Origin of the sequence: Cobetia sp. 29-18-1 (genome assembly GCF_029846405.1) — a bacterium.
Classification (GTDB): domain Bacteria; phylum Pseudomonadota; class Gammaproteobacteria; order Pseudomonadales; family Halomonadaceae; genus Cobetia; species Cobetia amphilecti.
Window position 1 is genome coordinate 1 of sequence record NZ_JARWKS010000004.1, and the last position, 25,968, is coordinate 25,968.

Sequence of the window (25,968 nt, forward strand, 5' to 3'; positions counted from 1 at the left end):
CGGTGCATCGAGCGTTTTGAGTTCCCAAAGTGTCAACCTATTTCAGGACTAGACAATGTCGTCATCCAGCGCACTGTTGGAATAGGCGCCGTAGTTATTGGGCACGCCGCTTTCCAGCAGGTTGAGGAAGTTCTGGGCGTCGTTGTAGTCGCCGATCCAGCCGGCGCGGCCGACATCGAACTTGCCCTGGCGCATGTCCTCGTAGTGCACCGCGACTTCGGCGTTCAGCAGATTGACCTTCACGCCCAGCGGCTTCCACATCGCGGCGGCGGCGATGGCCACCTTCTTGTGGTCTTCGCTGGTGTTGTAGCGCAGGGTCAGCTCCAGCGGGTTGTCCGGACCGTAGCCGGCGTCTTCCATCAGGGACCTGGCCTTCTGCATGCGCTCATCCATCGACATGTCCTTGAAGGCCATCTCCTGGATGTCGTAATGGTTCACGCCGGTGGGCACGAAGCTGTAGGCCGGCACTTCGCCGGTGCCGAGAATCTTGTCGGTGATGATGTTGCGACGGATGGAGAGGTTGAGCGCCTCGCGCACGCGCGGGTCTGCCGTGGCATGGCCATCGCGCGAGTTGAGCACGTAGTAGTAGATGCCCAGGTAGGGCGCGACGTGGGTGGCGTCCGGCAGGTTGTCCTTCAGCCAGCCGTATTGCTGGGTCGGGAATTCGCGCGCGATGTCGATCTCGCCGGCGCGGAAGCGCTTCAGGGCGCTGTTGCGCTCCTCGATGGGGTAGTAGATCACCTCATCCAGCGCGACCTCATTGGCATCGTGGAACTCAGGATTCTTGAGCGCGACGATGCGGGTCTGCGGCTGCCACTCGCTCAGCTCGAAGGCACCGTTGGAGACCATCTTGCCGGGGTCGGTCCAGTCCTTGCCGTACTTCTCCACCACATGTTTCGGCAGCGGGTAGGCGGTGTAGTGCGACAGCTGATCCAGGAAGTAGGGCGTCGGGCGCTCGAGGGTGATCTCGAGGGTGTGATCATCCACGGCACGCACGCCGAGGGTGTCCGGCTCGGCTTCGCCACTGTTGATGGCCTTGGCGTTCTTGATCGGATACAGGATGTAGGCGTAATCCGAGGCATTTTCCGGCGTCATGATGCGCTTGAGCGCGTACACGAAGTCCTCGGCGGTCACCGGCTCACCGTCTGACCACTTGCCGTTCTCGCGCAGCGTGAAGGTGTAGGTCTTGCCATCGTCGGAAATCTGCCACGACTCGGCCGCGCCGGGGATGCGCTCGCCATCGGCCGCTTCGGTGACCAGTCCCTCGAAGAGATCGCCTACCACGTCATTTTCCCAGGTGCCGGAGATCTGCTGCGGGTCCAGCGAGGCCGGTTCGCCCATGATCGCCAGCTTGAGCGTGTCGGCCATGATGCCCTGGGAGGCGACGATGCCCCCGGCCAGCAGCAGAGAGCCTGCCAGGCGTTTGAGCGCGAAGCGTCCGGGGAGCACCGGGGTGTGAGAGGGGGAGTGCAGTCGTGCCATGATAGGGAAGCTCGCTATTGTTGTTAGGGGTAATACGAGTGTCGCCTTCTACCATCGAATCTTTTCCTGCCCGCTGTCCATGTTAAAAAATGGATGGCTTATGCATGCATTCGATAAACGTCATGCAAGGCGTGGAAACTCGGGCCATTCGGGGCTGACGGGCCTTTGAATGACTTTGGTCGTATTCGTCGCCTGCCCGCTGATGGGTGGCATGCCTGACAGCCGAGAGCCGCCGCTTGCCCGCTGGCCACGGATGATGGGCCGGGCATGGTCGCCACGCCGGGAAATGGCTACAATATCGGGCTTTGCGCGCTGTCGATCTGCACATGCACCCTGGGGTGGCATGTGGCGGAGCCCGTCGCTTGCGACAGGATCGCCGCGCACCCATTCACGCATCATCGCCTCAAGACAGGACGACCATGCAAGAGATCAATCCGATCACCAACCTCATCAAGGACCTGTCCGAAAGGGCAGAAGTCCTGAGGGGGTACCTTTGACTATGCCGAAAAGCAGGATCGGCTAGAGGAAGTCACTCGCGAGCTCGAGAATCCGGATGTCTGGAATGACCCGGACTACGCGCAGAAGCTCGGCAAGGAACGTGCGTCGCTGGAGCTGGTCGTCAAGACCCTCGACGACATGAGCAACGGTCTGTCCGACTGCTCCGATCTGCTGGAAATGGCGGTCGAGGAAGAGGATGAAGGCACCGTGGACGAAGTCGTCCGCGAGCTGGACCAGCTCAAGGCCAGTCTCGAGAAGCTCGAGTTCCGCCGCATGTTCTCGGGTGAGATGGACGCCAACAACGCCTACCTCGACATCCAGGCAGGCTCCGGCGGTACCGAAGCGCAGGATTGGGGCAACATGTTGCTGCGCATGTACCTGCGCTGGGCCGAGCATCACGGTTTCAAGACCGAGATCGTCGAGGCGAGCGCCGGTGAAGTCGCCGGCATCAAGTCCGCGACCATCCACGTCGAGGGTGATTACGCCTTCGGTTGGTTGCGCACCGAGCTTGGCGTGCACCGTCTGGTCCGCAAGAGTCCCTTCGACTCCGGCGGCCGTCGTCACACCTCGTTCGCGTCCGTGTTCGTGTCGCCGGAAATCGATGACAACATCGAGATCGACATCAATCCGGCCGACCTGCGCACCGATACCTATCGCTCCTCCGGCGCCGGTGGTCAGCACGTCAACACCACCGACTCCGCGGTACGTATCACCCACGTGCCGACAGGCATCGTGGCGGCCTGCCAGACCGAGCGTAGCCAGCACTCCAACCGTGACCGCGCCATGAAGATGCTGAAGGCGCGTATCTACGAAGCCGAGATGCAGAAGCGCAACGCCGCCAAGCAGGAACTCGAGGACTCCAAGTCCGATATCGGCTGGGGTAGCCAGATCCGCTCCTACGTCCTCGATGACCAGCGCATCAAGGACCTGCGGACCAGCGTCCAGTCGAGCAACTGTGACAAGGTGCTCGACGGCGACCTCGATGACTTCATCGTCGCCAGCCTCAAGATGGGGCTCTGAGCGCGAGTACCCTCGCGGCCCAGCGCCTATTCGCCTCCGCCGGTCTCGCCGGCGGAGGCCACGAATCCCCGTATCGCGGTCAGCCCTGATGGTCACAATCGTCAGGCTGACCATGATCTGTCGTGGCCCAGGCCATGACCCTTTGACACGAGACAGGCCCCTCCATGTCGACAGAGCAGACCCCCGCCATTGATGAGCAGCAGGCCGCCGAGCAGGCTCAGGAAGAGAACCGCCTGATCGCCGAACGTCGCGCCAAGCTGAACGCCCGCCGCGAGCAGGCCGCCGCCGAAGGCAAGAGTGCCTTCCCGAATGATTTCCGTCGCGACAGCCTCGCCGCTGACCTGATGGAAGAGCTGGGCGAGAAGGACAAGGCCGAGCTGGAGACGCTGGACCGCAAGGCCGCCGTCGCCGGGCGTATCATGCGCAAACGTGGCCCCTTCATCGTGCTGCAGGAAGTCTCCGGTCAGATTCAGCTCTACGTCGACAAGAAGGGCCTGCCGGAAGCGCTGCTCGAGGACATCAAGAGCTGGGATATCGGTGACATCGTCGGTGCCAGTGGCCCGGTGCACAAATCCGGCAAGGGCGATCTGTATGTCATGATCGAAAGCGCCCAGCTGATGACCAAGAACCTGCGTCCGCTGCCGGACAAGTTCCACGGTCTGTCCGATCAGGAAATGCGCTATCGCCAGCGTTATGTCGACCTGATCATGAACGAGCAGTCACGCCGCACCTTCGCGCTGCGTGCCGGCATCGTCGCCTCCATCCGTCGCTTCCTCAGCGAGCGCGGCTTCATGGAAGTCGAGACGCCGATGCTGCAGCAGATTCCGGGTGGCGCGACCGCGCGTCCGTTCATCACGCACCACAATGCGCTGGACATGGAAATGTACCTGCGCATCGCGCCGGAGCTGTACCTCAAGCGTCTGGTGGTGGGCGGCTTCGAGCGCGTGTTCGAGATCAACCGCAACTTCCGCAACGAAGGGCTGTCGACGCGTCACAACCCCGAGTTCACCATGCTCGAGTTCTACTGGGCCTACGCGGACTACCGTGACCTGATCGCGCTCACTGAAGACATGATCCGTACTGCCGCGCAGGAAGTGCTCGGCACCACGCAGATCACCTGTCAGGGCAGCGAGTACGACCTGAGCCAGCCGTTCATCCAGATGACCATGCGCGAGTCGATCATCAAGTACGGCGATGGCATCACCGAAGCCGACCTGGCCGATTATGACGCCGCGCGCGCCACGGCCGAGCGTCTCGGTATCCAGGTCAAGCCGATCTGGGGTCTGGGCAAGCTCGAGACCGAGATCTTCGAGGAAGTCGCCGAGCACCGTCTCGACCAGCCGACCTTCATCACCGAATATCCGGCCGAGGTCAGCCCGCTGGCGCGTCGCAACGATGCCAACCCGCACGTGACCGATCGCTTCGAGTTCTTCGTCGGTGGCCGCGAGATCGCCAATGGCTTCTCGGAGCTCAACGACGCCGAAGATCAGGCCGAACGCTTCCAGGCCCAGGTGGCCGAGAAGGACGCTGGTGATGACGAAGCCATGTTCTACGACGCCGACTACGTGCGCGCGCTGGAATACGGCATGCCGCCGACCGCCGGTGAAGGCATCGGCATCGACCGTCTGGTGATGCTGCTGACCGACAGCGCCTCCATCCGCGACGTGCTGCTGTTCCCGGCGATGCGTCCGCAGCAGGGCTGAGCAGTCGGCCGCCAGCCCATCCCCATGGCGCATCATGACGCGCCATCGTGACGGGCCGCGCTGAGGGCACCCGCAACGCCTCCGATCCCTGATCGGGGGCGTTGTGGTCCCTGCCTCACACGAATGACTGACGACGAGTGCCTCGCGGGGCATGATCGGTGCCGATGAGGCAAGGTGGCGCTTGGCTTTGTTGCCCGCGAGCGGCCATAATGGTCGGCGTCCAGTCTGCTGGCGCCCTGGCACTGCCAGGGTGACGCACTGGACGCCTCGAGGCTCACCCGCATCGCGTGCCTGCTTTATGAGCGGCGCTGCCATCCACGGTGTGTCCTGTCTCGGAATTGTCCCTGAATGTCCTGGAGAGTGCAGAATGAAGCTGCTTAACCGTTCCGCCCTGAGCGTCAAGCCGACCCAGGCGTTTGTCGACTGGATCAACTCGCTGGAATCCGAAGGCGAGGGAGGCGAGGATCTGGCGCTGGAGGATGTCAATCAGGAGAGCACCGTCTACCTGATTCCCGAGATGGACACGCGTGAGGCGCTGGACGGCTTCGTCTCCGAGCGCTGGCTGGACGTGCTGGAAAGCGAGCTGCGCGCCTGGGAAGAAGACACCCGCCATTGGCCGGAGCCGATGGACAAGGCACTCTTCGAGCGCTTCCTGACCGTCGAGCACAGCTATCTGGCGGTCGACCTGGACGACGAGGCACCGCTGGAAGTCAGCGAAGTCGATGACGAGCTGCTGGCCGATCTGGACTGACTCTTCGGCATGATGGCCGTCGTCGCCGCACTTTCCGCAAGAGCTGTCAGCAAGCGCCGTCAGCAATGACTGTCAGTGATGGCGACAGACGCTACAATGGCCTCGGGCAAAATGCCCGAGGCCATTTGCGTTGTGGCGATCGCATCGTCACCCTCAATTTTCCGCATGTCCGTCGTGCGGCTTCCCCCCTTCAAGGAGATTGCGCATGAGCATCCAGACCCAGATAGACACCAAGCTCGCGACGCTTGACCCGTTGATGGTCGAAGTCGTCAACGAGAGCCATATGCATAGCGTGCCGGCTAACTCCGAGACCCACTTCAAGGTCACGCTGGTCAGCGATCGCTTCAGCGGCCTGTCGCGGGTCAAGCGTCACCAGCAGCTGTATGCCTTGCTCAGCGAAGAGCTGGATGGCCCGGTGCATGCACTGGCACTGCACCTGTACACCGCGCAGGAGTGGGCGGCACGCGGTGGCGAGATTCCGGATTCCCCCAACTGTTTGGGCGGCGGCAAGCACTGACCATGACCCCTGAACCGCAACGCCTGCAATATCTGGACGCGATGGGACTGACCGCCTGGGTCGGTCGCTATCAGCTGCCCAATGCCTTGCCCACCCAGGCGTGTGACTGGCCCGAGCCGCAAGCGGCGGAGGCGGTCGCGCCTCAGGCGCGCCTGCACGCGCTGATCGATGAGGCGCCGCGCCCGCCTGCTGCCCACCAGACGGCGGATGCCAGCCATGGCTCCTCCGCTCAGGCTGGCGGCATGGCCGGCAGCGCGACGCCACGCCCGGCAGGGCCTTCTCCGGCCTCGAGTGCACGCGCCTTGCTGGGCATGGCGCCGGCGGCGGTCGAAGCCCCCGCTGCGGCTGCCCCGCCGACGCCCGGCGCTGCCGAGACCAGCAGCACCGCCTCGTGGGGGACGCCGCCGACGCAGGTCTCGGCCGAGGCACCGGCAGCAGATGAGGCAGTGACACCGCCAGCGGCAGACAAGCCGCCACTGCGCTTCAGCGTTCAGCTGGCGGCGCTGGAAGGACGCTGGTTGATCATGCTGCCCGGTGACGAGGCACCGCATCTGGAAGGGGAAGCCTTGCTCAAGGCGTTGTGGCGCGCCGCCGGTATCGAGGCGGCATCAGGGCTTTCCTTCAGCCACTTCCGCTGGCCGCTGTTGCCCAACCTCAAGGCCAGTGCGCCACTCGAGGAAGCCCGCGAAGGGTTGCATGCCTTCCTGAGCGGCCCAGCACGTCGTGGTTGGCAGCCGGAGAGGCTGTTGATCTTCGGCAGCGATGAGGCCAGCGAGACGCTGCGCGAGGTGCTTGGCATCACCGCTTCCGAGCGCGGCGAGGCGACCTCCAGTCTGCTGAACCTGCCGGTCTGGCAGGGGCCGGCACTGCCGGCGCTGGCGCACTCCAGTGAGGCCAAGCGCAAACTGTGGCCGCTGTTGATCCGCTGGGGACGCGAGTGGCAGTCGGCATCGCCGCAGACGGACGCCTCATGAGCGAGTCAGTTTCCCGGCGCCTCGAGCTGCGTGAGCTGGCCGATGATCAAGCGACCCTGACGGCGCTTGAGGCTATCGAGGCCAGCCAGGCACATGGCCTGAGCGCTTCACAGCTGATCGATGTGCTCAACGATGACGCGCGCTGTGTGCTGGGCGCCTGGTGGCAGGCCTGTGACTCGCCGACTTGTGAATCGTCGGGCGGTGAGACGTCGACCGCAGAGCTGATCGGCTTCGTGGTGCTGGCGCGTGGGCCCTTCGAGGCCGAGATCGAGGCGATCACCGTACACGCCGCGCAGCGCGGGCAGGGCGTCGGTGCACGCCTTTTGGCCGCCGCCATCGCGCAGGCGCGTGACTGGCAACGTGACTCGGGGCTTGAGCGCCTGCTGCTGGAGGTGCGCGCCAGCAATGCCGCCGCCGCAGCCCTCTATGCGAAGGCCGGCTTCACCCGGGATGGAGTGCGCAAGGGCTACTATCCGCTGGCGGATGACGGGCGAGAAGATGCCTGGCTCATGTCGCTGCCGCTGGTGTGATCCTGGCCCTTCTGTCTTGGGCTCCGGCTATCTCCCTTGCGCTGGTGCCGATACGAAAACGCCGCCGACAGTCTCCTGTCGGCGGCGTTTTCATGAGGCCCTGTTCATGAACTCTTGTTCAAGCGCTCCTGTTCAAGAGCCATTGTTCAAGAGTGCAGGTTCACGCGGCCCAGCGCGCAGGGCGCGCGGGAGCATCAGGCGCTCTGGGTTTCGCTCTCGGTCTCGCTGAAGCGTGCGACCAGTGCTTCCAGACGCTGTGCCCACTGGTCACGCTCTTCCTGCAGTTGAGCGTTGGTCTGGCGCAGCTGCTCCAGCTCTTCGCCCTGACCTGTCTTGGCTTCGGTCAGGCGCTGGTTCTCTTCCTTCAGCTCTTCGACTTCCATCTTCAGCATCTCGATGCTGTCGATGGCCTGGCCGACTTTCTGCTCAAGTTGGGTAAAGAGTTCGGTGCTCATGCTATCTCCTTGTCGAGTCACGGTCGTGGCCCGAGGGGGTTCGTTGAGGGCGGTAAAGGTATGCGGTAAATGCTGGTGCGATGAATATCGGCCATGTCGGGAATCCTTGCCGGATGGCGCAGCGATACCCGCCTGCAGGCAGACTACGACGCCGCCTGAGTCGACACAAGTGGGAAGGTGGCTCAGGCGGGCGGATGGCGCCGATACAGGCGGCCATGACTGTCGCCGGCACGGCTTTCCCGGTGCAGCTGCCAGTTGGCGGGCACCACGGGGTCGAGGCCGGATTCCACTTCCAGATAGATCATGGCGTCATCGCTCAGCCAGCCATGCGCTTCGAGCAGTGCGCAGCTCGCGGCGGCCAGCTCGAGCCGGAAGGGCGGATCGAGCAGCACCAGATCCATGCCGCCTGCAGCGGGTGTGGCCGTCTCGAGCCAGTGCAGGACATCGCCGGTCACCACCTGTGTTGGCAGGCTGTCACCGTTGGCGAGGGTCGCGAGATTGGCCTCGAGCGCACGCGCGACGCGGCTGTCGCGCTCCACGAAGGTGACATGCGCCGCCTCACGCGACAGCGCCTCGAGGCCCAGCGCGCCGCTGCCGGCATAGAGGTCAAGCACGCGGGCGCCGCCGACATGAAAGCCCAGCCAGTTATAGAGCGTCTCACGCACGCGGTCGGGCGTCGGGCGCAGGCCCGGTGCGTCGATCACGTTGAGCAGGCGGCGCTTGAAGCGCCCGCCGATGATGCGCAGGCGACCTGGCCCGCCGGCGGCCTGGCCACGCTTGCCGCTCTGTTTGTCAGCGCGCGAGGGCGCGTTGGATTTGCCCCGTGCGGGGCCTTGGGAGGATGCGCGTTTTTTCATGCCGCGAGTCTAGCATGTGCGACGCCGGATGCCGCGCGGTGCGTACCTTCAGCCCCGAAGGGATGGTAGGATGACGCCACTTTCACGAGTTCAGGACTGTCTCGCCATGTTCGGTTTTTTCAAGCGCAAGAAACACAAGGCTCAGGAGCAGAAAGCCTCCGAGCAGCAGGCCCTCGAGCAACAGGCTCTTGAACAGACACAAGACGCCACGCCCCACGAGCAAGCCGATGCCGAGCAGGCAGCGCGGCTCGAGGCGAAGCGTCTCGAGGCCGAGAAGGTAGAGGCAGAGCGCCTTGCCGGTGAAGAGGCGGCTCGGGTCGAGGCTCAGAAGGCCGAAGAGCAGCAGGCCGAGGCTCAGAAGCTCGAAGAGCAGAAAGCCGAAGCTGAAGCCGAGCGCCGCGCCTCTGAGCAGGCGGCTGCCGACCAGGCCGCCAGGGCAGAGGCCGAGCGCATCGCGCAGGAACGCGCAGCGCAGGAGCAGGCCGCTCAGGAACAGGCCGCCCGAGACGAAGCGGAGCGCACCGCCCAGGAGCAGGCCGCTGCAGAACGCGTCGCCGCCGAAAAGGCCGCCCGGGAAGAGGCGGAACGTCTGGCTGCCGAGCAGGCCGCCCAGGCAGAGGCCGAGCGCATCGCTGCCGAACAGGCCGCTCAGGCCCGTGCGGAAGAAGCCGCCAGTGAAGCGCGTGCCGAAGAGGCGCGTATCGCGGCTCGCGAGGAAGAAGAGCGTCAGGCCGCCGCGCAGCTGGCCGCCATCGAGGCCGAAGAGCAGGCCGCGCTGGAACAGGCTCGCCAGGAAGAAGAAGCACGTGCCGCCGAGGCTGCCGCCGCTGGCGCAGACGCCGTGGTCGAGGATGACGCTGCGCGTGATACTGCCCGCGATGGTCGGGAAAAGCCGCGTCGTGGCTTCTTCGCGCGTATCAAGGCCGGTCTTGGCAAGACACGCGCCAATCTGACCGAGGGCGTCGCCAGCCTGTTCCTCGGCAAGAAGCAGATCGATGATGAGCTGATGGAAGACCTCGAGACCCAGCTGCTGATGGCAGACGTGGGCATCGAGGCGACCACCGAGATCATCGACAACCTGACCGCGCGTATCTCGCGCAAGGAATTGAAGGAGCCGCAGGCGCTCTACGAAGCGCTGCAGGAAGAGCTGCGCGTGATGCTGGCGCCGGTCGCCAAGGACCTGGAGCTGCCGGCCAAGGGCAGCGGTCCCTTCGTGATCCTGATGATCGGCGTCAACGGCGTCGGCAAGACCACCACCATCGGCAAGCTGGCCAAGCGCTATCAGAGCCAGGGCCGCAGCGTGATGCTGGCGGCGGGCGATACCTTCCGCGCCGCGGCGGTGGAGCAGCTCAAGGTGTGGGGCGAGCGTAACAAGGTGTCGGTCATCGCTCAGCATACCGGCGCCGACAGTGCCTCGGTCATCTATGACGCCCTGGAAGCCGCCAAGGCGCGCAACGTCGATATCCTGATCGCCGATACCGCGGGCCGCCTGCACAACAAGAGCCACCTGATGGAAGAGCTCAAGAAGGTGCAGCGCGTGATGGCCAAGCTGGATGTGTCCGCGCCCCACGAGGTGATGCTGGTGCTGGATGCCGGTACCGGCCAGAACGCGCTGTCACAGGCTTCCACCTTCCATGAAGCGGTCAACATCACCGGCCTGACGCTGACCAAGCTGGATGGAACCGCCAAGGGCGGCATCATCTTCGCGCTGGCCAAGCAGCTCAATCTGCCGATCCGCTATATCGGTGTCGGGGAAGGTGTCGATGACCTGCGTCCCTTCGCGGCTGATGACTTCGTCAGTGCCCTGTTTGCACGTGCTGGCGATGAGGCAAGCGAAGAGGCCAACGCCGAGTCGCGCGAGGCATGATTGCCTTCGAGCATGTCGGCAAGCGCTATGGAGGGCGCTTCGATGCACTGGCCGGGCTCGACTTCAGGGTCGAGCGTGGCGAGATGGTCTTTCTGACAGGCCATTCCGGTGCCGGCAAGAGCTCGTTGCTCAAGCTGATCATGCTCCTCGAGCGCCCCTCGCGTGGGCGCATTCTGGTGGCGGGGCATGATATCGGGCGGCTGCATACCTCCCAGGTGCCGTATTACCGCCGCCAGATCGGCGTGGTCTTCCAGGACCACCAGCTGCTGACCGACCGCAACATCTTCCACAACGTGGCCCTGCCGCTGATGATCCAGGGGGTTCCGCCGCGTGAACAGGCACGGCGGGTGCGGGCGGCGCTCGACAAGGTCGGCCTTCTGCATCGTGAGAAGGCGCTGCCGATCGAGCTGTCCGGTGGTGAGCAGCAGCGGGTCGGCATCGCGCGCGCCGTGGTCAACAAGCCCGCGCTGCTGCTGGCCGATGAGCCGACCGGCAATCTGGACCCGGCACTGTCCGCCGACATCATGCGTCTGTTCGAGGACTTCAATCGCATCGGTACCACGGTGATGATTGCCAGTCACGATCTGGCGCTGATCGCCCGCCTGCACCATCGCACGCTGGAGCTGTCCGATGGTCGTCTGATCGCCGACAAGGATGCCCGATGAGCCCCCCGCGTTCCCGTAACGAGTCTCCCTCTTCTTCACGCGAGCGTGGCCAGCCCCGCGCCGAGACGCGTACCCGCAAGTCCGCCGCGCAGGCGCCTGGATCACCGGAGGCCGCCGAGCGTGCGGCGCGCAAGGGTGCGCGCTCCAGTCGCGTCTCGGTCGAGAGCCGCTACCGCAGCTGGCTGCGTCATCACGCTGCCATGGCGCGCGACAGCGCACGCCGCCTGTTGGTCGCGCCCATCGCCAGCCTGCTGACCATGCTGGCCATCGCCATCGCGTTGACGTTGCCGGCGGCGCTGTGGCTGGCACTGGACAGCGCACGCCTGCTCGACAATGAACTCAATGACAGCGCCCAGCTCACCCTCTATCTCGAGACCTCGGTCGACGAGAGCCAGGCGCTGACGCTGTCGGACTCGCTGCGCGACGCTGCTGGTGTCGGGGGAGTGCGTCTGATCACCGCCGCCGAGGGCATGCAGGAATTCGCCCAGGCGCTGGACCTCAAGCGCTCGCTGAGCCTGCTGGATGACAATCCCTTGCCGGCCAGCATCGTCATCACGCCGCTGGACACCACGCCGGAGTCCGTCCGCGCCCTGGCCACGCGCCTCGAGGGCGAGCCGGGTGTCGCCAGCGCACGTCTGGATCTGGCCTGGCTCGAGCGTCTGCGCCAATTGGGTGAGCTGGGTCAGAAAGTGACGCTGGGACTCGCGTTACTCTTCGGGCTGGGCGTGTTGCTGGTGGTGGGCAATACCATCCGCCTGTCCGTGGAGAGTCGCCGCCAGGAGATCGAGGTCGTGACGTTGATCGGGGCGACCCACGCCTTCGTACGGCGTCCCTTCCTCTACAGCGGCGCCTGGTACGGTCTGGGAGGAGGGCTGCTGGCCTGCGGAATCCTGGCGCTTGGCGGCAACTGGCTGGCGGCACCCGTGACGGCCCTTGTACAAAGTTATGGCGGCAACTATGTGTTGCCCGCGCTGGGCGTTGCAGGGGGTGCCACGCTGCTGTTTTCGAGTACAATATTGGGCTGGATAGGGGCCTGGATCGCGGTCGGACGTCATCTGGCGAGTATTTCTCCGCGCTGATTCCGATTATTTTTCGCGGTTTTCAGCCAGTATTTCTGCCCAGGAAGGTCAAAAGTTACGTTCCGACAACATTCCTGTCGGACGTCAGTGAAGGGGGTTGGTGGGTGGTTAAACGCACCACACACCCGACAGCGTTACGAAGTGCTACTCGTCATGACAATTGTACACGCCATGTACAGCTATTGACGGGAACCTGTCCCACCCTTCACAGTCTCACTACTTGCATGCGTGTTAGGCAACCATGGAGACATCTGCACTATGAGCACCAGTCTTCAGCCACTTGGCCACCTGTCACCGGGTCAAGATCTAAACGGCTATATTCAGTCGGTGAACCGTATCGCTGTGCTTACTGCCGAAGAAGAGCATGAGCTGGCCCTGCGGTTGCATGAAGAGAATCATCTGGAGTCGGCCCGTCGACTCGTCATGTCGCACCTGCGCTTCGTCGTGCATATCGCGCGCAGTTACAGCGGCTATGGCTTGCAGCAGGCGGACCTGATCCAGGAAGGTAACGTCGGCCTGATGAAGGCGGTCAAGCGTTTCGACCCGCATCAGGGCGTACGCCTCGTCTCCTTTGCCGTGCATTGGATCAAGGCCGAGATCCACGAGTTCGTGCTGCGTAACTGGCGCATCGTGAAGGTCGCGACCACCAAGGCTCAGCGCAAGCTGTTCTTCAACCTGCGTGGCGCCAAGAAGCGTCTTGCCTGGTTGAACAACGATGAAGTGGATGCCATCGCGGGCGATCTGGACGTCAAACCTGCCGTGGTGCGTGAGATGGAAAGCCGTCTCTCCGCCCACGATGCAGGCTTCGACGCCGGCCCCAGCGACGACGAGAGCTCTGCCTATCAGGCGCCGGCCAACTATCTGGAAGATCACAGCCTCGATCCGGCTGCCCAGGTGGAGCAGCAGGACCTGGAAGACGACTCCCACGGTCGTCTGCTCAAGGCGCTGGCGGCACTCGATGAGCGTTCACGCGACATCCTCCAGCAGCGCTGGCTGAGCGACAACAAGTCGACTCTGCACGAGCTTGCCGACATCTATGGCGTCTCTGCCGAGCGTATCCGTCAGCTCGAGAAGAACGCGATGAAGAAGCTGCGTGAATCGATGGGTGACATGAGCGAAGGCTTCGCTGCCTGAGCTTTATGACCCCATGACATGAGCCCGCGATTTTCAGGCTCGCTGTCACGCGAAAATGCCCCGCCGGGTTTCCCGGCGGGGCATTTTCGTTGAGGGAGAGTGGATCCCGAGGAATCCGTCGTTATTGGTTGAACAGTGCAACACAATGTTTCATTCTGTCACACTAAGACATGAAACATTTCTACTGGTGACCCCGTGGACCCGACCTCCTCGCACGTCAATGGCACACATTCGCTGTGGCGAATCTTTGGGCTCAATGCAGCCTTGATGGTGGTATTGGGTGGCCTGTTTCTGGCCAGCCAATGGTTTGATGTGCGTGAACAGGAAATGCGTCGCCTGGAGCTGCTGGATACCCAGCTGCATATCTCCACCGAGCAGCTGATCGCCAATGTCTCGCGCGAGATGATGGTGCTGGAGCGCGTGTTGAGCAGCGAAGGCAAGGAGCTGTGGCGTGGCTCGCTGGATAGCGCGCTGGGCCGTCATCCCTCTCTGGTCTCGCTGATGGTGGTGCCGTTTGCCGATTACCGCGGCAGCAGCCTGCGTCAGATCGGCGTGGGGCGCAGTTGCAGCTGGCAGCTGACCCAGCCGGAAGCCCAGGCACTGCCCGGGCGCAGCAGCCTGCTGTTCGGCTCCGCACTGCCGCTGGCATCCGGTCAGCCGGGCTTGCCGTTCTACCGTCACATGGATATCGAAGGCATGTCCTGGCTGCTGATCGGCTGCCTGGACTTCTCCGAGGCACGCAGCCTGCTGGCCAACCCGAATTCCGATGATGGGCAGCGCCTGCGCCTGTTCTCCACCAACGGTCTGCTGCTGTTCTCGAGCCCTCAGGAGCATGCGCTGGGCGTGACCGGCAAGCTGCCGCTGTCCTCGATGGCCAACATGGGCAAGTACATCTCCGAGCGTGGTGTGCGTCGCTATCATGTGCCGGGCTTCGACGGCCGGCCGCGCATGGCGGCGGGCAGCTATATCGCACCGCTCAAGCTGTTCAGCGTCGTGAGTCAACCACTCTCCAGCCTGTGGTGGCTGTGGTGGAATCGTATCTGGTTCGGCATGCTGCTCGGCGGTATCTTCCTGGTCGTGCTGGTGGTCGTGGTGGCGCGTGCCGAGCGCAAGCGCGCTGAGCGCCACGATGAGTTGGAGGGCGCACTCGAGTCGATGACGGCGCGCTCTCGTACCTTGGTGACGCTGATGGATAACCTGCCGGGCGTGGTGTATCGCATCGAGGTCAACACCGGTGTGCTGACCTTCATCAGCAACGGCTCGGCCGAGCTGTTCGGTCGCTCGGCCGAATCACTGGTCGGCGCCGGCATCACCCTGACCGAGCTGATCCATCAGGAAGACCGTCAATCCGTCAGCGCCGCCCGCCACTGGGCGATGTGCGCGCAGATGCGCCATGAGCAGGTCTTCCGCATCATCGCTGACCATGAGCGTTGGGTGCTGGACCGCAGCGTGATGATCGAGGGCGAGGATGGCGTGCGCTACTGGGAAGGCCTGCTGCTCGACATCAGTGCGCACAAGGAATCCGAGCGTCAGCTCGATTTCCTGGCGCGCCATGACGCCCTGACGGGGCTCTATAACCGCAAGGCCTTCATGGCGGCGGCCGACGAGCGCGTCGCGGCGGGTGGCTTGATGATCTACGCCGATATCGACCGTTTCTCGACCGTCAATGATGGTCTGGGCCATGAAGCCGGTGATCAGCTGCTGGTCGCTGTCGGCGAGCGTCTGCGTCGTCTGCTGCCGCCGGGCGGTCTGGTGGCGCGTCTGGGGGCCGATGAGTTCGGCCTCTATCTGCCGCATGGCAATGATGATCCGGCGCAGGTGGTGGAGGAGATCCAGCAGAAGGTCGAGCGTCCCTTCACGATTCTGGGTCGCCCGCTGATCATCAGTCTGACGGCAGGCTATGTGCTGTCCGAGACCAATGGCGATGCCCAGGCGCTGATGCTGAATGCCGATGTGGCGCTCTATCACGCCAAGTCGCGCGGCGATCATGCGCTGCGCTGGGAGTCGTCGCTGGACAAGCATGTCGCCTCGCGCATGACGCTGGAGCAGGACCTGCGTCAGGCCATCGGCAGCGAGCAGCTCTATCTGCATTACCAGCCGCAGCTGGATAGCCAGGGCGAGCTGCAGGGTGTCGAGGCGCTGCTGCGTTGGCAGCATCCGGAGCTGGGCATGATCTCGCCGGCCCAGTTCATTCCGCTGGCCGAAGAGACCGGTCTGATCTTCCGTCTCGGACGGTTCGTGCTCGAGGAAGCCTGTGCCCAGATGGTGCGCTGGCAGGACGCCGGCCTTCACATGCCGCGCATGGCGGTCAATCTGTCGGCGCGCCAGCTGACCTCGGGCTACGAGAATGAAGTCTTCGGCGTGCTGGAAAGCCAGAAGCTGTCGCCGACGCGGCTGGAAGTCGAGGTGACCGAGACGCTGCTGATCCAGGACATGGAAGGGGGGCTTGCGGTGCTCGGCGCGCTGCGCGAGCTGGGCGTGCGTGTGGCGCTGGATGACTTCGGGCAGGGCTATTCGTCGCTGTCCTATCTGTCATCCCTGCCGCTGGATGTGCTCAAGGTCGACCGCAGCTTCGTGATGAAGATGGATGCGGTCGCCGGCTCTGACGGCGGTATCCGCTGTCCCAATCAGCAGGCCATCCAGCTGGTCGGCGCCGTGATCAGCCTGGGGCACTCGCTGGGCCATGAGATTGTCGCCGAAGGGGTCGAGACGGACGTGCAGTTCGAGGAGCTCAAGCGGCTGGGTTGCGACACCTATCAGGGCTACCTGCTGGCGCGGCCGGTGTCCGCCGAGGCCATACTGGAGCGCTTCAGCGTCAACGCCTGAGGCGCCGCCCGTGCAGTCCGGCCCCACCCCCATCCCACCCCACCCGGTGGTGATATGAGAAGGCCTGACCCAAAAAGAACGCCCCGCCTGCAATGACTGCAGGCGGGGCGTTCTTTTTGGTGCGGCGCATGCGCGCGGGGCAAGACCCTCAGACGGCAATGCGCTCCTGACTGCTCAGCAGCAGGTCGCGGCTCAGCAGCTGCCACTGGTCTTCCCAGTGCTCGGTCGGGCGCTTGCGATAGTCGCTGCGCACGTACTGGCCGATACGACCTTCCGCACACGCCAACAGCAGGTTGGCCGCTGCCGTGACGGTGATGGCCGGTCGCAGTCCCTCGCGAGGCTCGGCTTCGCGCAGTACCTGCTTGATCTGCGTCTCGAGACGCTCGAATAGCTGCGCCATGCGCGTACGCAGGCGTGCCGTCTCGCCGGTGAGGGCATCACCATTGAGGAGGCGACACAGCCCCGGGTTCTTCTCGGCAAAGCCCAGCAGCAGACTCAGGATGTGATGCACCCTGGCATGCGCGGTGTCGTTGTCCTGAATGATCAGCGCGATACGCTCGAACAGCGTGCTCTCGATGAATTCGATCAGTCCTTCGAACATGCGTGCCTTGCTGGGGAAGTGACGATAGAGCGCCGCCTCCGAGACACCGACCTGTCGTGCCAGTGCTGCAGTCGTGATGCGTTTGCCGCTGTCCTCTTCCAGCATCAGAGCGAGTGCCTGGAGGATCTGTTCGCGACGTGATTGTTTTGGATTCGCCTGCGTCATGGAATCTTGTCGTTTATCGCGGCCTGCAGCAGTGTGCTACGGGCGGGTCCGTGTCCTGAGGCATGTCGCTTGCCTCGCGCGAAACACCGGGGCCGAGCCCCGGCTTGTCACCTTACGCCTTGTCAGTGTCCGCTTCCGCGTTGCTGATCAACGTGCCGACCCCGGCATTGGTGAAGATTTCCAGCAGGGTCGCATGTGGCACGCGGCCATCGATGATGTGAGCACTGCGCACGCCTTGCTTCACGGCGTCCAGTGCACAGCTGATCTTGGGCAGCATGCCACCGTAGATGGTGCCATCCTCGATCAGGCCATCCACCGCCTCGGTGGTTAGGCCGGTCATGACTTCGCCTTGTGCGTTCATCAGGCCAGCCACGTTGGTCAGCAGCATCAATTTCTCCGCGCCCAGTGCCTCGGCGACCTTGCCGGCGACCAGGTCGGCATTGATATTGTAGCTGCGACCCTCGGCATCGACCCCGATGGGGGCGATGACGGGAATGAAATCGTTGCGTGTCAGCAGTTCGATCAGGTCCGTGGAGACATGCTCGACTTCACCGACATGACCAATGTCGATGATTTCAGAGGCATTCATGCCCGGCGTCTGGCCGCTGACCTTGAGCTGGCGGGCGCGAATCTGGCCGCTGTCCTTGCCGGTCAGGCCGATGGCCTTGCCGCCACTCTGGTTGATCAGGTTGACGATGCCCTTGTTGACCAGGCCGCCCAGCACCATCTCGACCACGTCCATGGTCTCGGAATCCGTGACGCGCATGCCATCGACGAAGCGCGATTCGATGTTCAGCTTCTCGAGCAGCGCGCCGATCTGCGGGCCGCCGCCATGCACGACCACCGGATTGATGCCGACTTCCTTCATCAACACCATGTCGCGAGCGAAGGAGTCGATCAAGGCTTCTTCGGTCATGGCGTTGCCGCCGTACTTGACCACCACGGTCTTGCCCGAGAACTGCTGGATATAGGGCAGGGCTTCGGACAGGACCTCGACCACCTGATGCGGGTCGCGGTTGGCGTGGCTCATCAGCGTATCACTCCACAGAAAATGGTCCGGAAAGAGAGTCCGGACACTGTCACTCGAAACGGTCTTTCAGCACGCGCGGTGCGCGCTGTCATGCAAATCGGTTGCTTCAGGCACCTGATGCGCCCGGATGAGCGGCTGCAGTGCCTGGCAAGGCGAGGGCGGCGATCAAGCGGCAGACCGCCGCCCCCGTTGCGACTCATGCCATCCTGTCGATGGCGAGCGAGGGATCAGAACGGTGCCTGGATGCTCGGCTCGGCCTGCTTCAGCGCGGCGCGGAAGCTGTCCTTGATACGCTCCAGTGCGGCTTCCGACTTGCCTTCGAAGCGCAGCACCAGCATCGGCGTGGTGTTGGAGGCACGGCACAGGCCCCAGCCATCGGCGTAGTCGACACGAATGCCGTCCAGCGTGGTCTTGACGCCGTCGCTGCCGAAGTCGCCTTCACTGGCCAGTCGCTCGACGATAGCGAACTTGTTCTCGTCGGTCACTTCCACATTGATCTCGGGGGTGCCGAGGTCCTGCGGGAAACGGGCGAAGAAGGTGTCGGCATCGACATCCTGCTTGGCGAGGATTTCCAGTAGGCGCGCAGCGCCGTAGATGCCGTCATCGAAGCCGAACCAGCGCTCCTTGAAGAAGATGTGGCCGCTCATCTCGCCGGCCAGTGCCGCGCCGGTTTCCTTCATGCGTGCCTTGATCAGCGAGTGGCCGGTGCGCCACATTTCCGGCGTGCCGCCGGCCTTCTCGATCACGGTCGCCAGGTTGCCGGTGCACTTGACGTCGAAGATGATGCGCGCGCCCGGCACGCGTTCGATCAGGTCTTCCGACAGCGCCATCATCAGGCGGTCCGGGTAGAGGATCTCGCCCTTGGGCGTCACGACGCCGAGACGGTCGCCGTCACCATCGAAGGCCAGACCGATGTCTGCGCCGGTTTCCTGCATGGTCTTGATCAGGTCCTGCAGGTTTTCCGGCTTGCCCGGGTCCGGGTGGTGATTCGGGAAGTTGCCGTCGATCTCGTCGAACAGCGGCACGGTGTCGACGCCCAGGCGACGGATCAGCTCCGGGCCCAGCTCGCCGGCCACGCCGTTGCCGCAATCGACCACGGCCTTGAGCGGACGCTTGACGACCACATCACCGGTGATCTGCTCCAGATAGCGCTCACGCACGTCCTCTTCACGCAGGCTGCCTTCGCCTTGCGCCAGATCGCCTTCCTGCAGGCGACGATAGAGGTCGGTGATGGTGTCGCCGGACAGGGTCTCGCCGGCCAGCACGATCTTCAGACCGTTGTAGTTGGCCGGGTTGTGGCTGCCGGTCAGCATCACGCCGGAGCGGGTGCCTTCCAGGATATTGGTGGCGTAGTAGAGCACCGGCGTCGGCACCATGCCGATGTCGACGACATCACGGCCGGCATCGCGCAGGCCCGCGATCAGCGCCTTGGACAGGCGCGGGCCGGAGAGACGGCCGTCACGCGCGACCACGACGGTGGATTCACCGCGTGCCGCGGCTTCGCTGCCGATGGATTGGCCGATGGCGCGCACGCCGTCTTCGGTGAGGGTCTCATCCACGATGCCACGGATATCGTAGGCGCGGAAAATTGAAGCGGGTACCTGACTCATGGTGCATCCCTGTCGGTTGAATCAATCGTGAAGTCGCTTGAGGCGTCATGCGTCTCGAACGCTATCGCTGCATGACGATCAGTGTGGAAACCTGCCTGGCTTCCTTGTGACCGGAAGCCCGGCAGCCGGCGCAAGCTTGCCGCTCGGCCGCCCTCTGGCATGACGGGTCAATCAGTGGCGACCGGAGTGGCCGAAGCCGCCTTCGCCACGTTGGCTGGCCTCGAATTCAGAGACTTCCACCAGCTCCGCCTGTACCACTGGCACTAGCACGTACTGTGCCAGACGCTCGCCGGGTTCCAGCACGAACTCGCTCTCGCCGCGGTTCCAGACCGAGATCATCAGTTCGCCCTGGTAGTCGGAGTCGATCAGGCCGACCAGATTGCCCAGCACGATGCCGTGTTTGTGCCCCAGACCGGAGCGCGGCAGGATCATGCCGGCCAGTGCGGGGTCGGCGATATGGATCGCCAGCCCGGTACGCACCAGCTCACAGGCGCCCGGCGCCAATGTCAGCGGCGCGTCGAGCAGTGCGCGCAGGTCCATGCCGGCGCTGCCGGGAGTGGCGTGATGCGGCAGCGGGTAATCGCGAACGCGCTCGTCGAGAATCTTGAGTTCGAGCCGGGGGCGGGTCATCTAAGGTGCTTCCTGATCGTCGGTGACAGTCGGTGTAACGGTCTGGATGGCAGGGTCGAGGCTGACCCTGTGCTGATGGAGTGCCAGGGCGCGCTTCAGAATCGCGCGCGCCAGTTCCGTCTTGGGACAGGCCGCGATGGCCTGTTCGTGTTGCGTGTTCGTGTTCTGATCGAGCGGCTGCCACAGCAGGGTGGCGGCATTGCTGTCACTGCCGAAGCCAAGGCCCGGCGTGCTCACATCATTGGCGACGATCATGTCGAGCTGTTTACGCGCGAGCTTGTCGCGTGCATAGCGCAGCACATCGCGGGTCTCGGCGGCGAAGCCGATCACCAGTGGTGCCCGCTGACCGGCGGCGCGGCGTGCCTGCGTCTGGGCGGCGATACCGGCGATGATATCCGGATTGCGGATCAGCGTGACCTGCATCTGCTCCTCGCCCGACTGCTTCTTGAGCTTGTGGTCGGCGACCGTGGCCGGGCGGAAGTCGGCGACTGCCGCGCAGCCGATGAAGAGGTCGCTCTCGCTGGCGGCTGCCTCGGCGGCGGCCTGCATATCCAGCGCGGATTCGACATCGATGCGCTCGACGCCAGTCGGGGTCGTCAGTGCCACCGGGCCACTGATCAGGCGCACGCTGGCGCCCAGCGCCGCGGCCTCGGCGGCCAGCGCATAGCCCATCTTGCCGGAGCTGTGATTGCTCAGATAGCGCACCGGGTCCAGCGGCTCGCGGGTCGGGCCGGCGGTGATGGTCACCGTCAGGCCTGCGGCCGGCAATGACATCTCATTGCTCTTACGGCCCGGGTCGCTCTGGCTCATGAGGTCGCTCTGGCTCATGAGGTCGCTCAGCGCCGCGACGATCTCTTCCGGCTCCAGCATGCGCCCCGCGCCCACGTCGCCACAGGCCTGTTCGCCGCTGGCGGGGCCGAGCAGCGTCCAGCCATCGGCTGTGAGCTGGCGGGCATTGCGCTGGGTGGCGGGGTGCGCCCACATGGCCTGATTCATCGCCGGGGCCATCACCCAGCGCGCGCTGTTGGCCAGGCACAGGGTAGTGAGCAGATCATCGGCATGCCCATGCACCAGGCGGGCCATCAGATTGGCGGTGGCAGGCGCGATCAGGATGACCTCCGCCCAGCGTGCCAGCTCGATATGCCCCATGCCGGCCTCGGCCTCGGGGTCCAGCAGGGAGGTGTGCACCGGATTGCCCGACAACGCCTGCAGGGTCAGCGGTGTAATGAAGGCTTGAGCCCCTTCGGTCATGGCGATGCGCACTTCACAGCCCGCCTTTTTCAACAGGCGGGTGATCAGAGCGGCCTTGTAGGCCGCGATGCCGCCACTGATGCCCAGCAGAATGCGCCGTCCGGCGAGTGAATGCATGGTGTGTCCTGCGTCCCTGATGCGTCGATTGCTACGCTCGCGCGTTTGCCCTCTACCATATCACCGTGATGCAACCTTGCGTAGCGCCGCTGGCCCGCGACGCCGAGTGTCGCCATGGTCCCTGCGAGCGCTCGCTTCATGGGGCGGGGGCTGTCATCAGGTGGCATGCAGGGGCCAGACGCAGGCCCCCGGGGCGGCAAGCGTTGATGCTCACAATGGCGAAAGAGGCGGCATCTGACCACGCTTCTCATGCTTTGGACTGTCAGCCATTCGGGGCGACAGGCGATGGGAGAAGAGTGCATGGGGATTCGAGAGTGGCCGGTCGGGGAGCGTCCGCGCGAGAAGCTGTTGTCGTCAGGGGCAGGGGCCTTGTCAGATGCCGAGCTGCTGGCCATCTTTCTGCGCGTAGGCATAAAAGGACGCTCGGCGGTGGATCTGGCGCGCGACCTGCTGAACACCTTCGGCGGTCTCAGGCCGCTGCTGGAGGCGACTCAGCAGGACTTCTGCGCGGCGCGCGGACTGGGTGACGCCAAGTATGTGCAGCTGCAGGCTTCGCTTGAGCTGTCGCGTCGCCATCTGGAGAGTCTGTTGATGCGCGGGGCCGCCCTGACGTCGCCCCTGCTGGTGCGGCGCTATCTGTCCTCGCATCTGCGCGACCTGCCGCATGAGGTGTTCGCCGCGCTGTTTCTCGACAGCCAGCATCGCGTCATCCGCTTCGAGACACTCTTCACCGGCACGCTGGATGCCGCCGCCGTCTACCCGCGCGAGGTGGTCAAGCGGGCGCTGGCGCTCAATGCCGGCGCCCTGATTCTGGCCCACAATCATCCCTCCGGCGTCGCGGAGCCCAGCGAGGCCGACCGGCGCATCACGCAGCGCCTGGAAGAGGCGCTGGGGCTTTTCGATATTCGCGTGCTGGATCACTTCGTGGTCGGAGATGGCGAGGTGGTCTCGTTTGCCGAGCGTGGCTGGCTCTAGTTGGGGTGTCGAGGAGGCTGAGGCGCTGAGTGCCCGATGACGGTACAGCCCCGCCAGATGCGGTCGCCGCTGGCGTGAGAAATGCGCAGGGATTGCAAACCAGGGCACTGGTTGTGGTAATGTTGCGCCTCCCGTATCACCCACCACAGAATTCGCGACCACTCTGGCCGACATTGGCTGAGTGAAGCGTTTGGCTGAGAAGCGTCTGTACCGATGTGACACGTCGGGCATGGGCGTGCTGGCGAAAAAAATCCGTATAGGACGTGCTTTCACGTTCCTCTTCGGGTAAAATGCTGCGCCTGCACGTTCCAGCACCCGAAAGCTTGTCTTCCGGAACGGACGTAAACACTTTGAAATCAGGGCATGAGGCGGCGCCTGCCACTTCCGGTTTGCCCGACAGGTTTTGAACAACTTAGCCAACGCAGCGGTTGGAGGCTCCAATGTCCAAAGTATGTCAGGTTACCGGCAAGCGCCCGGTGACTGGTAACAATGTTTCTCACTCCCAGCGCAAGACTCGTCGCCGGTTCCTGCCGAACCTGCACACCCACCGTTTCTGGGTTGAATCCCAGCAGCGCTTCGTCAAGCTGCGCGTCTCTACCAAGGGCATGCGCATCATCGACAAGAAGGGTATCGACGAAGTCCTCAAGGACCTCACTGCACGTGGCGAGCGCTTCTAAACACTAGAAGACAGCCCCTGTAGCAATGGCAACCGAGCCGAGGGCAACGCTCTCAATCGTTCGGTGAATGCGACTGTGGAAGGAAACTGAAAATGCGTGACAAGATCAAGTTGGTGTCAAGTGCCGGTACTGGCCACTTCTACACCACCGACAAGAACAAGCGTAACACTCCGGACAAGCTTGAATTCAAGAAGTACGATCCGGTCGTTCGCAAGCACGTGATGTACAAGGAAGCCAAGATCAAGTGATCTTGTCTCCCGCCAGCGTGCTGTCGGAACCCTCGAAAACCCGGTCCTGACCGGGTTTTCGAGTATCTGGATGTCGCTGTTCTGGGCATCCTGCAACAGGGTGGCGGCTTCTGTCGTCACCCTGTTGTGCGTCTGGCGGTCAGTCGAGGAGAGAACATGCCCGAATTACCGGAAGTCGAGACGACGCGCCGCGGTATCGCACCGCTGGTCGAGGGCCAGGAGGTCACCGAGGTGATCGTGCGTCAGCCGCGTCTGCGCACCCCCGTGCCCGGCGAGCTCGCCGAATGGCTGGTGGGTCAGCGTTTCGGCACGCTTGCGCGTCGCGCCAAGTACCTGCTGTTGCCGATCGCCGATGGCCATCTGCTCTGGCACCTGGGCATGTCCGGTAGCCTCAGACTGGTGCCCATCGGCACGCCGCCACGCACGCATGATCATGTCGATGTCGTGCTCGGCAATGGCCATGTGCTGCGCTATCACGATCCACGTCGCTTCGGCTTCGTCGACTTCGTGCGTGGTGACCCGCATGCCGATACGCGCCTGGAGCGACTCGGCCCGGAGCCGTTGTCCGATGCCTTCAATGGCGAGCACCTCTTTGCGCGCTCCCGCAAGCGCCGCGTGGCGATCAAGCCGTTTCTGATGGACAACGCCAATGTGGTGGGCGTGGGCAATATCTACGCCAGCGAGGCGCTGTTCATGGCGGGTGTCGACCCGCGCCGTCCTGCCGGTGAAGTGACGCGCGAGGAGTGCGAGCGCCTCGCCAACGCCGCCAGCAGCGTGCTGGCCGCGGCGATCGCCCAGGGCGGCACCACGCTGCGTGACTTCGTCGGCGGAGATGGCAAGCCGGGCTACTTCGCGCAAAGCCTCAACGTCTACGGGCGGGGTGGCGAGCCATGCCGCGAATGCGGCCACGAGATCATGAGTCTGGTGCTGGGCCAGCGCGCCAGCTGCTTCTGCCCTTATTGTCAGCGCTAGCGGCGAGCCGCATCAGACCACTGCTTGACCGGGGGCTCCGTGACCGGGGCCGCCATGACGACTAGAATAGGCCCGTTCGGGCGCGTCCTGTCGTCGTCCTGTCCCTTCCTCTGCTTTCTGGATATTTCCCGTGACTGAACGTCTGCGCCTGAAGAAGAATGCTGATCGCCGCCTCAAGGCCGGCCATCTGTGGCTGTACTCCAATGAAGTCGATACCGTCGCGACGCCGCTCAAGAACTTCGAGCCGGGCGCCCAGGCCATCATCGAGGCCAGCAATGGTCGTGCGATGGGTGTTGCCTACGTCAACCCGAACTCGCTGATCTGCGCGCGCATCGTGTCGCGCAACCCGGAACAGCGTCTGGATCGCTCGCTGCTGGTGCACCGCTTCAATCAGGCGCTGTCACTGCGCGAGAGCCTCTATGACAAGCCGTTCTATCGTCTGGTCCACGGCGAAGGCGACCTGCTGCCGGGCCTGATCGTCGATCGCTTCGGCGACGTGCTGGTCTGTCAGCTCAACACCTTCGGCATGGAGCGTCTGGCGGAAGTGATCGTCGATGCGCTGCTCAAGGTCGTCAAGCCGACAGCCATCGTGTTCAAGAATGATTCCAGCGGTCGCCGCCAGGAACAGCTCGAGCGCAATGTCGAAGTCGTCTACGGCGAGCTGCCGGAAAACGTGCTGCTGGAAGAGAATGGCGTCCAGTTCACGGCGCCAGTGCTCAACGGCCAGAAGACCGGCTGGTTCTACGATCACCGCGCCAATCGTGCCTGGTTGAACCGTCAGGTCGAAGGCAAGCGCGTGCTGGATCTGTTCAGCTACGTCGGTGGCTGGGGCGTGCAGGCGGCGGCACATGGCGCCAGCGAAGTGCTGTGTGTCGATGCCTCCGGTGCGGCACTCGAGCGTGTCTCTGACAACGCCGTGCTCAACGGTGTCGAGGATCGCGTCTCCATCGCGGAATCGGATGTCTTCGAGGCCCTCTCGGCCCTGCGTGCGGAAGGCGAGCAGTTCGACGTCATCATCGCGGATCCGCCCGCCTTCATCCGCAAGCGCAAGGACATCACCAACGGCGAGCGCGCCTATGCACGCCTCAACCGTGAAGCCATGCGCCTGCTGGGCCGTGACGGCCTGCTGATGTCCGGCTCCTGCTCCATGCATCTGGCGCCGGAGCGCCTGATGGACGTGGTGCGTGGCGCTGTGCGTCACCAGGACCGCCACGGTCAGGTCATCTTCCAGGGCCATCAGGCCAGTGACCACCCGGTGCACCCGTCCATCCCCGAGACGTCCTACCTCAAGGCCCTCGGTGTGCGCGTCTATCGCGACTGATGACGCCTGACGG

The 25,968-nt window shown here is 64.0% G+C and carries 24 protein-coding genes; 16 read left to right on the forward strand and 8 right to left on the reverse strand.

What is annotated here, in order from left to right:
- Positions 1-48: 48 nt before the first annotated feature.
- The gene (locus tag QD208_RS04115) at positions 49-1,482 is read right to left on the reverse strand and encodes a peptide ABC transporter substrate-binding protein (protein ID WP_279835841.1); all 1,434 of its coding nucleotides are present in this window, start codon (positions 1,480-1,482) and stop codon (positions 49-51) included.
- 419 nt (positions 1,483-1,901) lie between these two features.
- Between QD208_RS04115 and prfB the strand changes: the two genes are divergently transcribed.
- The 6 genes from prfB to QD208_RS04145 all read left to right on the forward strand — a co-directional run bounded on the left by prfB (position 1,902) and on the right by QD208_RS04145 (position 7,475).
- Positions 1,902-3,000, forward strand: a protein-coding gene (prfB, locus tag QD208_RS04120) for a peptide chain release factor 2 (RefSeq protein WP_107335890.1) whose coding sequence is annotated in 2 segments (ribosomal slippage) — positions 1,902-1,976 and positions 1,978-3,000 — 1,098 coding nt in all. Because the reading frame shifts where the segments join, the coding sequence is not laid out codon by codon here.
- A 164-nt stretch (positions 3,001-3,164) separates the two neighbouring features.
- Entirely contained in the window at positions 3,165-4,703 is a 1,539-nt protein-coding gene (gene lysS, locus QD208_RS04125; protein WP_043336301.1) for a lysine--tRNA ligase, read from the forward strand.
- A 367-nt stretch (positions 4,704-5,070) separates the two neighbouring features.
- On the forward strand, positions 5,071-5,454 hold the full coding sequence (locus QD208_RS04130; RefSeq protein ID WP_043336300.1) for a hypothetical protein: 384 nt from the start codon (positions 5,071-5,073) through the stop codon (positions 5,452-5,454).
- Positions 5,455-5,659: 205 nt separating this feature from the next.
- Positions 5,660-5,971 carry a BolA/IbaG family iron-sulfur metabolism protein gene (locus QD208_RS04135; RefSeq protein ID WP_043336297.1) on the forward strand — a complete coding sequence of 104 codons (312 nt, stop codon included), beginning with the start codon at positions 5,660-5,662 and terminating at the stop codon, positions 5,969-5,971.
- A 2-nt stretch (positions 5,972-5,973) separates the two neighbouring features.
- Entirely contained in the window at positions 5,974-6,945 is a 972-nt protein-coding gene (locus QD208_RS04140; protein ID WP_279835845.1) for a hypothetical protein, read from the forward strand.
- A complete protein-coding gene (locus tag QD208_RS04145; protein ID WP_279835848.1) occupies positions 6,942-7,475 on the forward strand; it encodes a GNAT family N-acetyltransferase in 534 nt (177 codons plus the stop codon). The genes QD208_RS04140 and QD208_RS04145 overlap by 4 nt, the downstream gene beginning before the upstream one ends.
- 194 nt (positions 7,476-7,669) lie before the next feature.
- Here QD208_RS04145 and QD208_RS04150 read toward each other — a convergent pair whose 3' ends face one another.
- Together QD208_RS04150 and rsmD are read right to left on the reverse strand one after the other, a co-directional pair.
- On the reverse strand, positions 7,670-7,930 hold the full coding sequence (locus tag QD208_RS04150; protein ID WP_054556544.1) for a cell division protein ZapB: 261 nt from the start codon (positions 7,928-7,930) through the stop codon (positions 7,670-7,672).
- A 182-nt stretch (positions 7,931-8,112) separates the two neighbouring features.
- Positions 8,113-8,787, reverse strand: coding sequence for a 16S rRNA (guanine(966)-N(2))-methyltransferase RsmD (rsmD, locus tag QD208_RS04155; protein ID WP_279834585.1), 675 nt, complete (start codon positions 8,785-8,787; stop codon positions 8,113-8,115).
- Between the two features lie 106 nt (positions 8,788-8,893).
- On the opposite strand from rsmD, the gene ftsY reads away from it, so the two are divergent.
- The 5 genes from ftsY (at position 8,894) to QD208_RS04180 (ending at position 16,358) form a co-directional block, all read left to right on the forward strand.
- Positions 8,894-10,654, forward strand: coding sequence for a signal recognition particle-docking protein FtsY (ftsY, locus tag QD208_RS04160; RefSeq protein WP_279835850.1), 1,761 nt, complete (start codon positions 8,894-8,896; stop codon positions 10,652-10,654).
- Positions 10,651-11,319 (forward strand): cell division ATP-binding protein FtsE, encoded by a 669-nt coding sequence (gene ftsE, locus QD208_RS04165; protein ID WP_043336289.1) that lies wholly within the window; start codon positions 10,651-10,653, stop codon positions 11,317-11,319. The genes ftsY and ftsE overlap by 4 nt, the downstream gene beginning before the upstream one ends.
- The gene (gene ftsX, locus QD208_RS04170; RefSeq protein ID WP_043336287.1) at positions 11,316-12,398 is read left to right on the forward strand and encodes a permease-like cell division protein FtsX; all 1,083 of its coding nucleotides are present in this window, start codon (positions 11,316-11,318) and stop codon (positions 12,396-12,398) included. Before ftsE ends, ftsX begins: the two co-directional genes overlap by 4 nt.
- 258 nt (positions 12,399-12,656) lie before the next feature.
- Positions 12,657-13,532, forward strand: coding sequence for an RNA polymerase sigma factor RpoH (gene rpoH / locus QD208_RS04175; RefSeq protein ID WP_043336284.1), 876 nt, complete (start codon positions 12,657-12,659; stop codon positions 13,530-13,532).
- 195 nt (positions 13,533-13,727) lie between these two features.
- Positions 13,728-16,358, forward strand: coding sequence for a GGDEF domain-containing phosphodiesterase (locus QD208_RS04180; protein ID WP_279835853.1), 2,631 nt, complete (start codon positions 13,728-13,730; stop codon positions 16,356-16,358).
- Between the two features lie 148 nt (positions 16,359-16,506).
- Here QD208_RS04180 and slmA read toward each other — a convergent pair whose 3' ends face one another.
- The 5 genes from slmA to coaBC form a co-directional block, all read right to left on the reverse strand.
- Positions 16,507-17,124: a nucleoid occlusion factor SlmA gene (gene slmA, locus QD208_RS04185; protein WP_043336281.1), complete on the reverse strand. Its 618-nt coding sequence runs from the start codon at positions 17,122-17,124 to the stop codon at positions 16,507-16,509.
- Between the two features lie 112 nt (positions 17,125-17,236).
- Positions 17,237-18,154 (reverse strand): acetylglutamate kinase, encoded by a 918-nt coding sequence (gene argB, locus QD208_RS04190; protein ID WP_043336279.1) that lies wholly within the window; start codon positions 18,152-18,154, stop codon positions 17,237-17,239.
- Between the two features lie 227 nt (positions 18,155-18,381).
- Complete coding sequence (locus QD208_RS04195; protein WP_054556539.1) at positions 18,382-19,764, reverse strand: phosphomannomutase/phosphoglucomutase; 1,383 nt, start codon at positions 19,762-19,764, stop codon at positions 18,382-18,384.
- Positions 19,765-19,935: 171 nt separating this feature from the next.
- Positions 19,936-20,394, reverse strand: a complete 459-nt coding sequence (gene dut, locus QD208_RS04200; protein WP_043336274.1) for a dUTP diphosphatase — start codon at positions 20,392-20,394, stop codon at positions 19,936-19,938.
- Complete coding sequence (coaBC, locus tag QD208_RS04205; RefSeq protein WP_279835854.1) at positions 20,395-21,762, reverse strand: bifunctional phosphopantothenoylcysteine decarboxylase/phosphopantothenate--cysteine ligase CoaBC; 1,368 nt, start codon at positions 21,760-21,762, stop codon at positions 20,395-20,397.
- Positions 21,763-22,062: 300 nt separating this feature from the next.
- Here coaBC and radC point away from each other — a divergent pair, with 300 nt between their 5' ends.
- From radC to QD208_RS04230, 5 genes are all read left to right on the forward strand, one after another.
- A complete protein-coding gene (gene radC, locus QD208_RS04210) occupies positions 22,063-22,737 on the forward strand; it encodes a DNA repair protein RadC (protein ID WP_043336272.1) in 675 nt (224 codons plus the stop codon).
- A gap of 440 nt (positions 22,738-23,177) precedes the next feature.
- Positions 23,178-23,414 carry a 50S ribosomal protein L28 gene (gene rpmB, locus QD208_RS04215; RefSeq protein WP_043336270.1) on the forward strand — a complete coding sequence of 79 codons (237 nt, stop codon included), beginning with the start codon at positions 23,178-23,180 and terminating at the stop codon, positions 23,412-23,414.
- Between the two features lie 92 nt (positions 23,415-23,506).
- Positions 23,507-23,662, forward strand: a complete 156-nt coding sequence (gene rpmG, locus QD208_RS04220; protein ID WP_016417370.1) for a 50S ribosomal protein L33 — start codon at positions 23,507-23,509, stop codon at positions 23,660-23,662.
- 156 nt (positions 23,663-23,818) lie between these two features.
- Positions 23,819-24,634 carry a bifunctional DNA-formamidopyrimidine glycosylase/DNA-(apurinic or apyrimidinic site) lyase gene (gene mutM / locus QD208_RS04225; RefSeq protein WP_279835855.1) on the forward strand — a complete coding sequence of 272 codons (816 nt, stop codon included), beginning with the start codon at positions 23,819-23,821 and terminating at the stop codon, positions 24,632-24,634.
- Positions 24,635-24,764: 130 nt separating this feature from the next.
- Positions 24,765-25,955 carry a class I SAM-dependent rRNA methyltransferase gene (locus QD208_RS04230; protein WP_279835856.1) on the forward strand — a complete coding sequence of 397 codons (1,191 nt, stop codon included), beginning with the start codon at positions 24,765-24,767 and terminating at the stop codon, positions 25,953-25,955.
- Positions 25,956-25,968: the final 13 nt, after the last annotated feature.

What these genes read in the sequence shown, in the direction of transcription:
- dut (WP_043336274.1), bottom strand. Translation starts at nt 20,394, where the DNA reads ATGACCCGCCCCCGGCTCGAACTCAAGATTCTCGACGAGCGCGTTCGC.
- QD208_RS04115 (WP_279835841.1), bottom strand. Translation starts at nt 1,482, where the DNA reads ATGGCACGACTGCACTCCCCCTCTCACACCCCGGTGCTCCCCGGACGC.
- QD208_RS04130 (WP_043336300.1), top strand. Translation starts at nt 5,071, where the DNA reads ATGAAGCTGCTTAACCGTTCCGCCCTGAGCGTCAAGCCGACCCAGGCG.
- mutM (WP_279835855.1), top strand. Translation starts at nt 23,819, where the DNA reads ATGCCCGAATTACCGGAAGTCGAGACGACGCGCCGCGGTATCGCACCG.
- QD208_RS04135 (WP_043336297.1), top strand. Translation starts at nt 5,660, where the DNA reads ATGAGCATCCAGACCCAGATAGACACCAAGCTCGCGACGCTTGACCCG.
- QD208_RS04195 (WP_054556539.1), bottom strand. Translation starts at nt 19,764, where the DNA reads ATGAGTCAGGTACCCGCTTCAATTTTCCGCGCCTACGATATCCGTGGC.
- QD208_RS04145 (WP_279835848.1), top strand. Translation starts at nt 6,942, where the DNA reads ATGAGCGAGTCAGTTTCCCGGCGCCTCGAGCTGCGTGAGCTGGCCGAT.
- QD208_RS04150 (WP_054556544.1), bottom strand. Translation starts at nt 7,930, where the DNA reads ATGAGCACCGAACTCTTTACCCAACTTGAGCAGAAAGTCGGCCAGGCC.
- lysS (WP_043336301.1), top strand. Translation starts at nt 3,165, where the DNA reads ATGTCGACAGAGCAGACCCCCGCCATTGATGAGCAGCAGGCCGCCGAG.
- ftsX (WP_043336287.1), top strand. Translation starts at nt 11,316, where the DNA reads ATGAGCCCCCCGCGTTCCCGTAACGAGTCTCCCTCTTCTTCACGCGAG.
- coaBC (WP_279835854.1), bottom strand. Translation starts at nt 21,762, where the DNA reads ATGCATTCACTCGCCGGACGGCGCATTCTGCTGGGCATCAGTGGCGGC.
- rpmB (WP_043336270.1), top strand. Translation starts at nt 23,178, where the DNA reads ATGTCCAAAGTATGTCAGGTTACCGGCAAGCGCCCGGTGACTGGTAAC.
- ftsY (WP_279835850.1), top strand. Translation starts at nt 8,894, where the DNA reads ATGTTCGGTTTTTTCAAGCGCAAGAAACACAAGGCTCAGGAGCAGAAA.
- slmA (WP_043336281.1), bottom strand. Translation starts at nt 17,124, where the DNA reads ATGACGCAGGCGAATCCAAAACAATCACGTCGCGAACAGATCCTCCAG.
- rpmG (WP_016417370.1), top strand. Translation starts at nt 23,507, where the DNA reads ATGCGTGACAAGATCAAGTTGGTGTCAAGTGCCGGTACTGGCCACTTC.
- ftsE (WP_043336289.1), top strand. Translation starts at nt 10,651, where the DNA reads ATGATTGCCTTCGAGCATGTCGGCAAGCGCTATGGAGGGCGCTTCGAT.
- argB (WP_043336279.1), bottom strand. Translation starts at nt 18,154, where the DNA reads ATGAGCCACGCCAACCGCGACCCGCATCAGGTGGTCGAGGTCCTGTCC.
- rsmD (WP_279834585.1), bottom strand. Translation starts at nt 8,787, where the DNA reads ATGAAAAAACGCGCATCCTCCCAAGGCCCCGCACGGGGCAAATCCAAC.
- QD208_RS04140 (WP_279835845.1), top strand. Translation starts at nt 5,974, where the DNA reads ATGACCCCTGAACCGCAACGCCTGCAATATCTGGACGCGATGGGACTG.
- radC (WP_043336272.1), top strand. Translation starts at nt 22,063, where the DNA reads ATGGGGATTCGAGAGTGGCCGGTCGGGGAGCGTCCGCGCGAGAAGCTG.
- rpoH (WP_043336284.1), top strand. Translation starts at nt 12,657, where the DNA reads ATGAGCACCAGTCTTCAGCCACTTGGCCACCTGTCACCGGGTCAAGAT.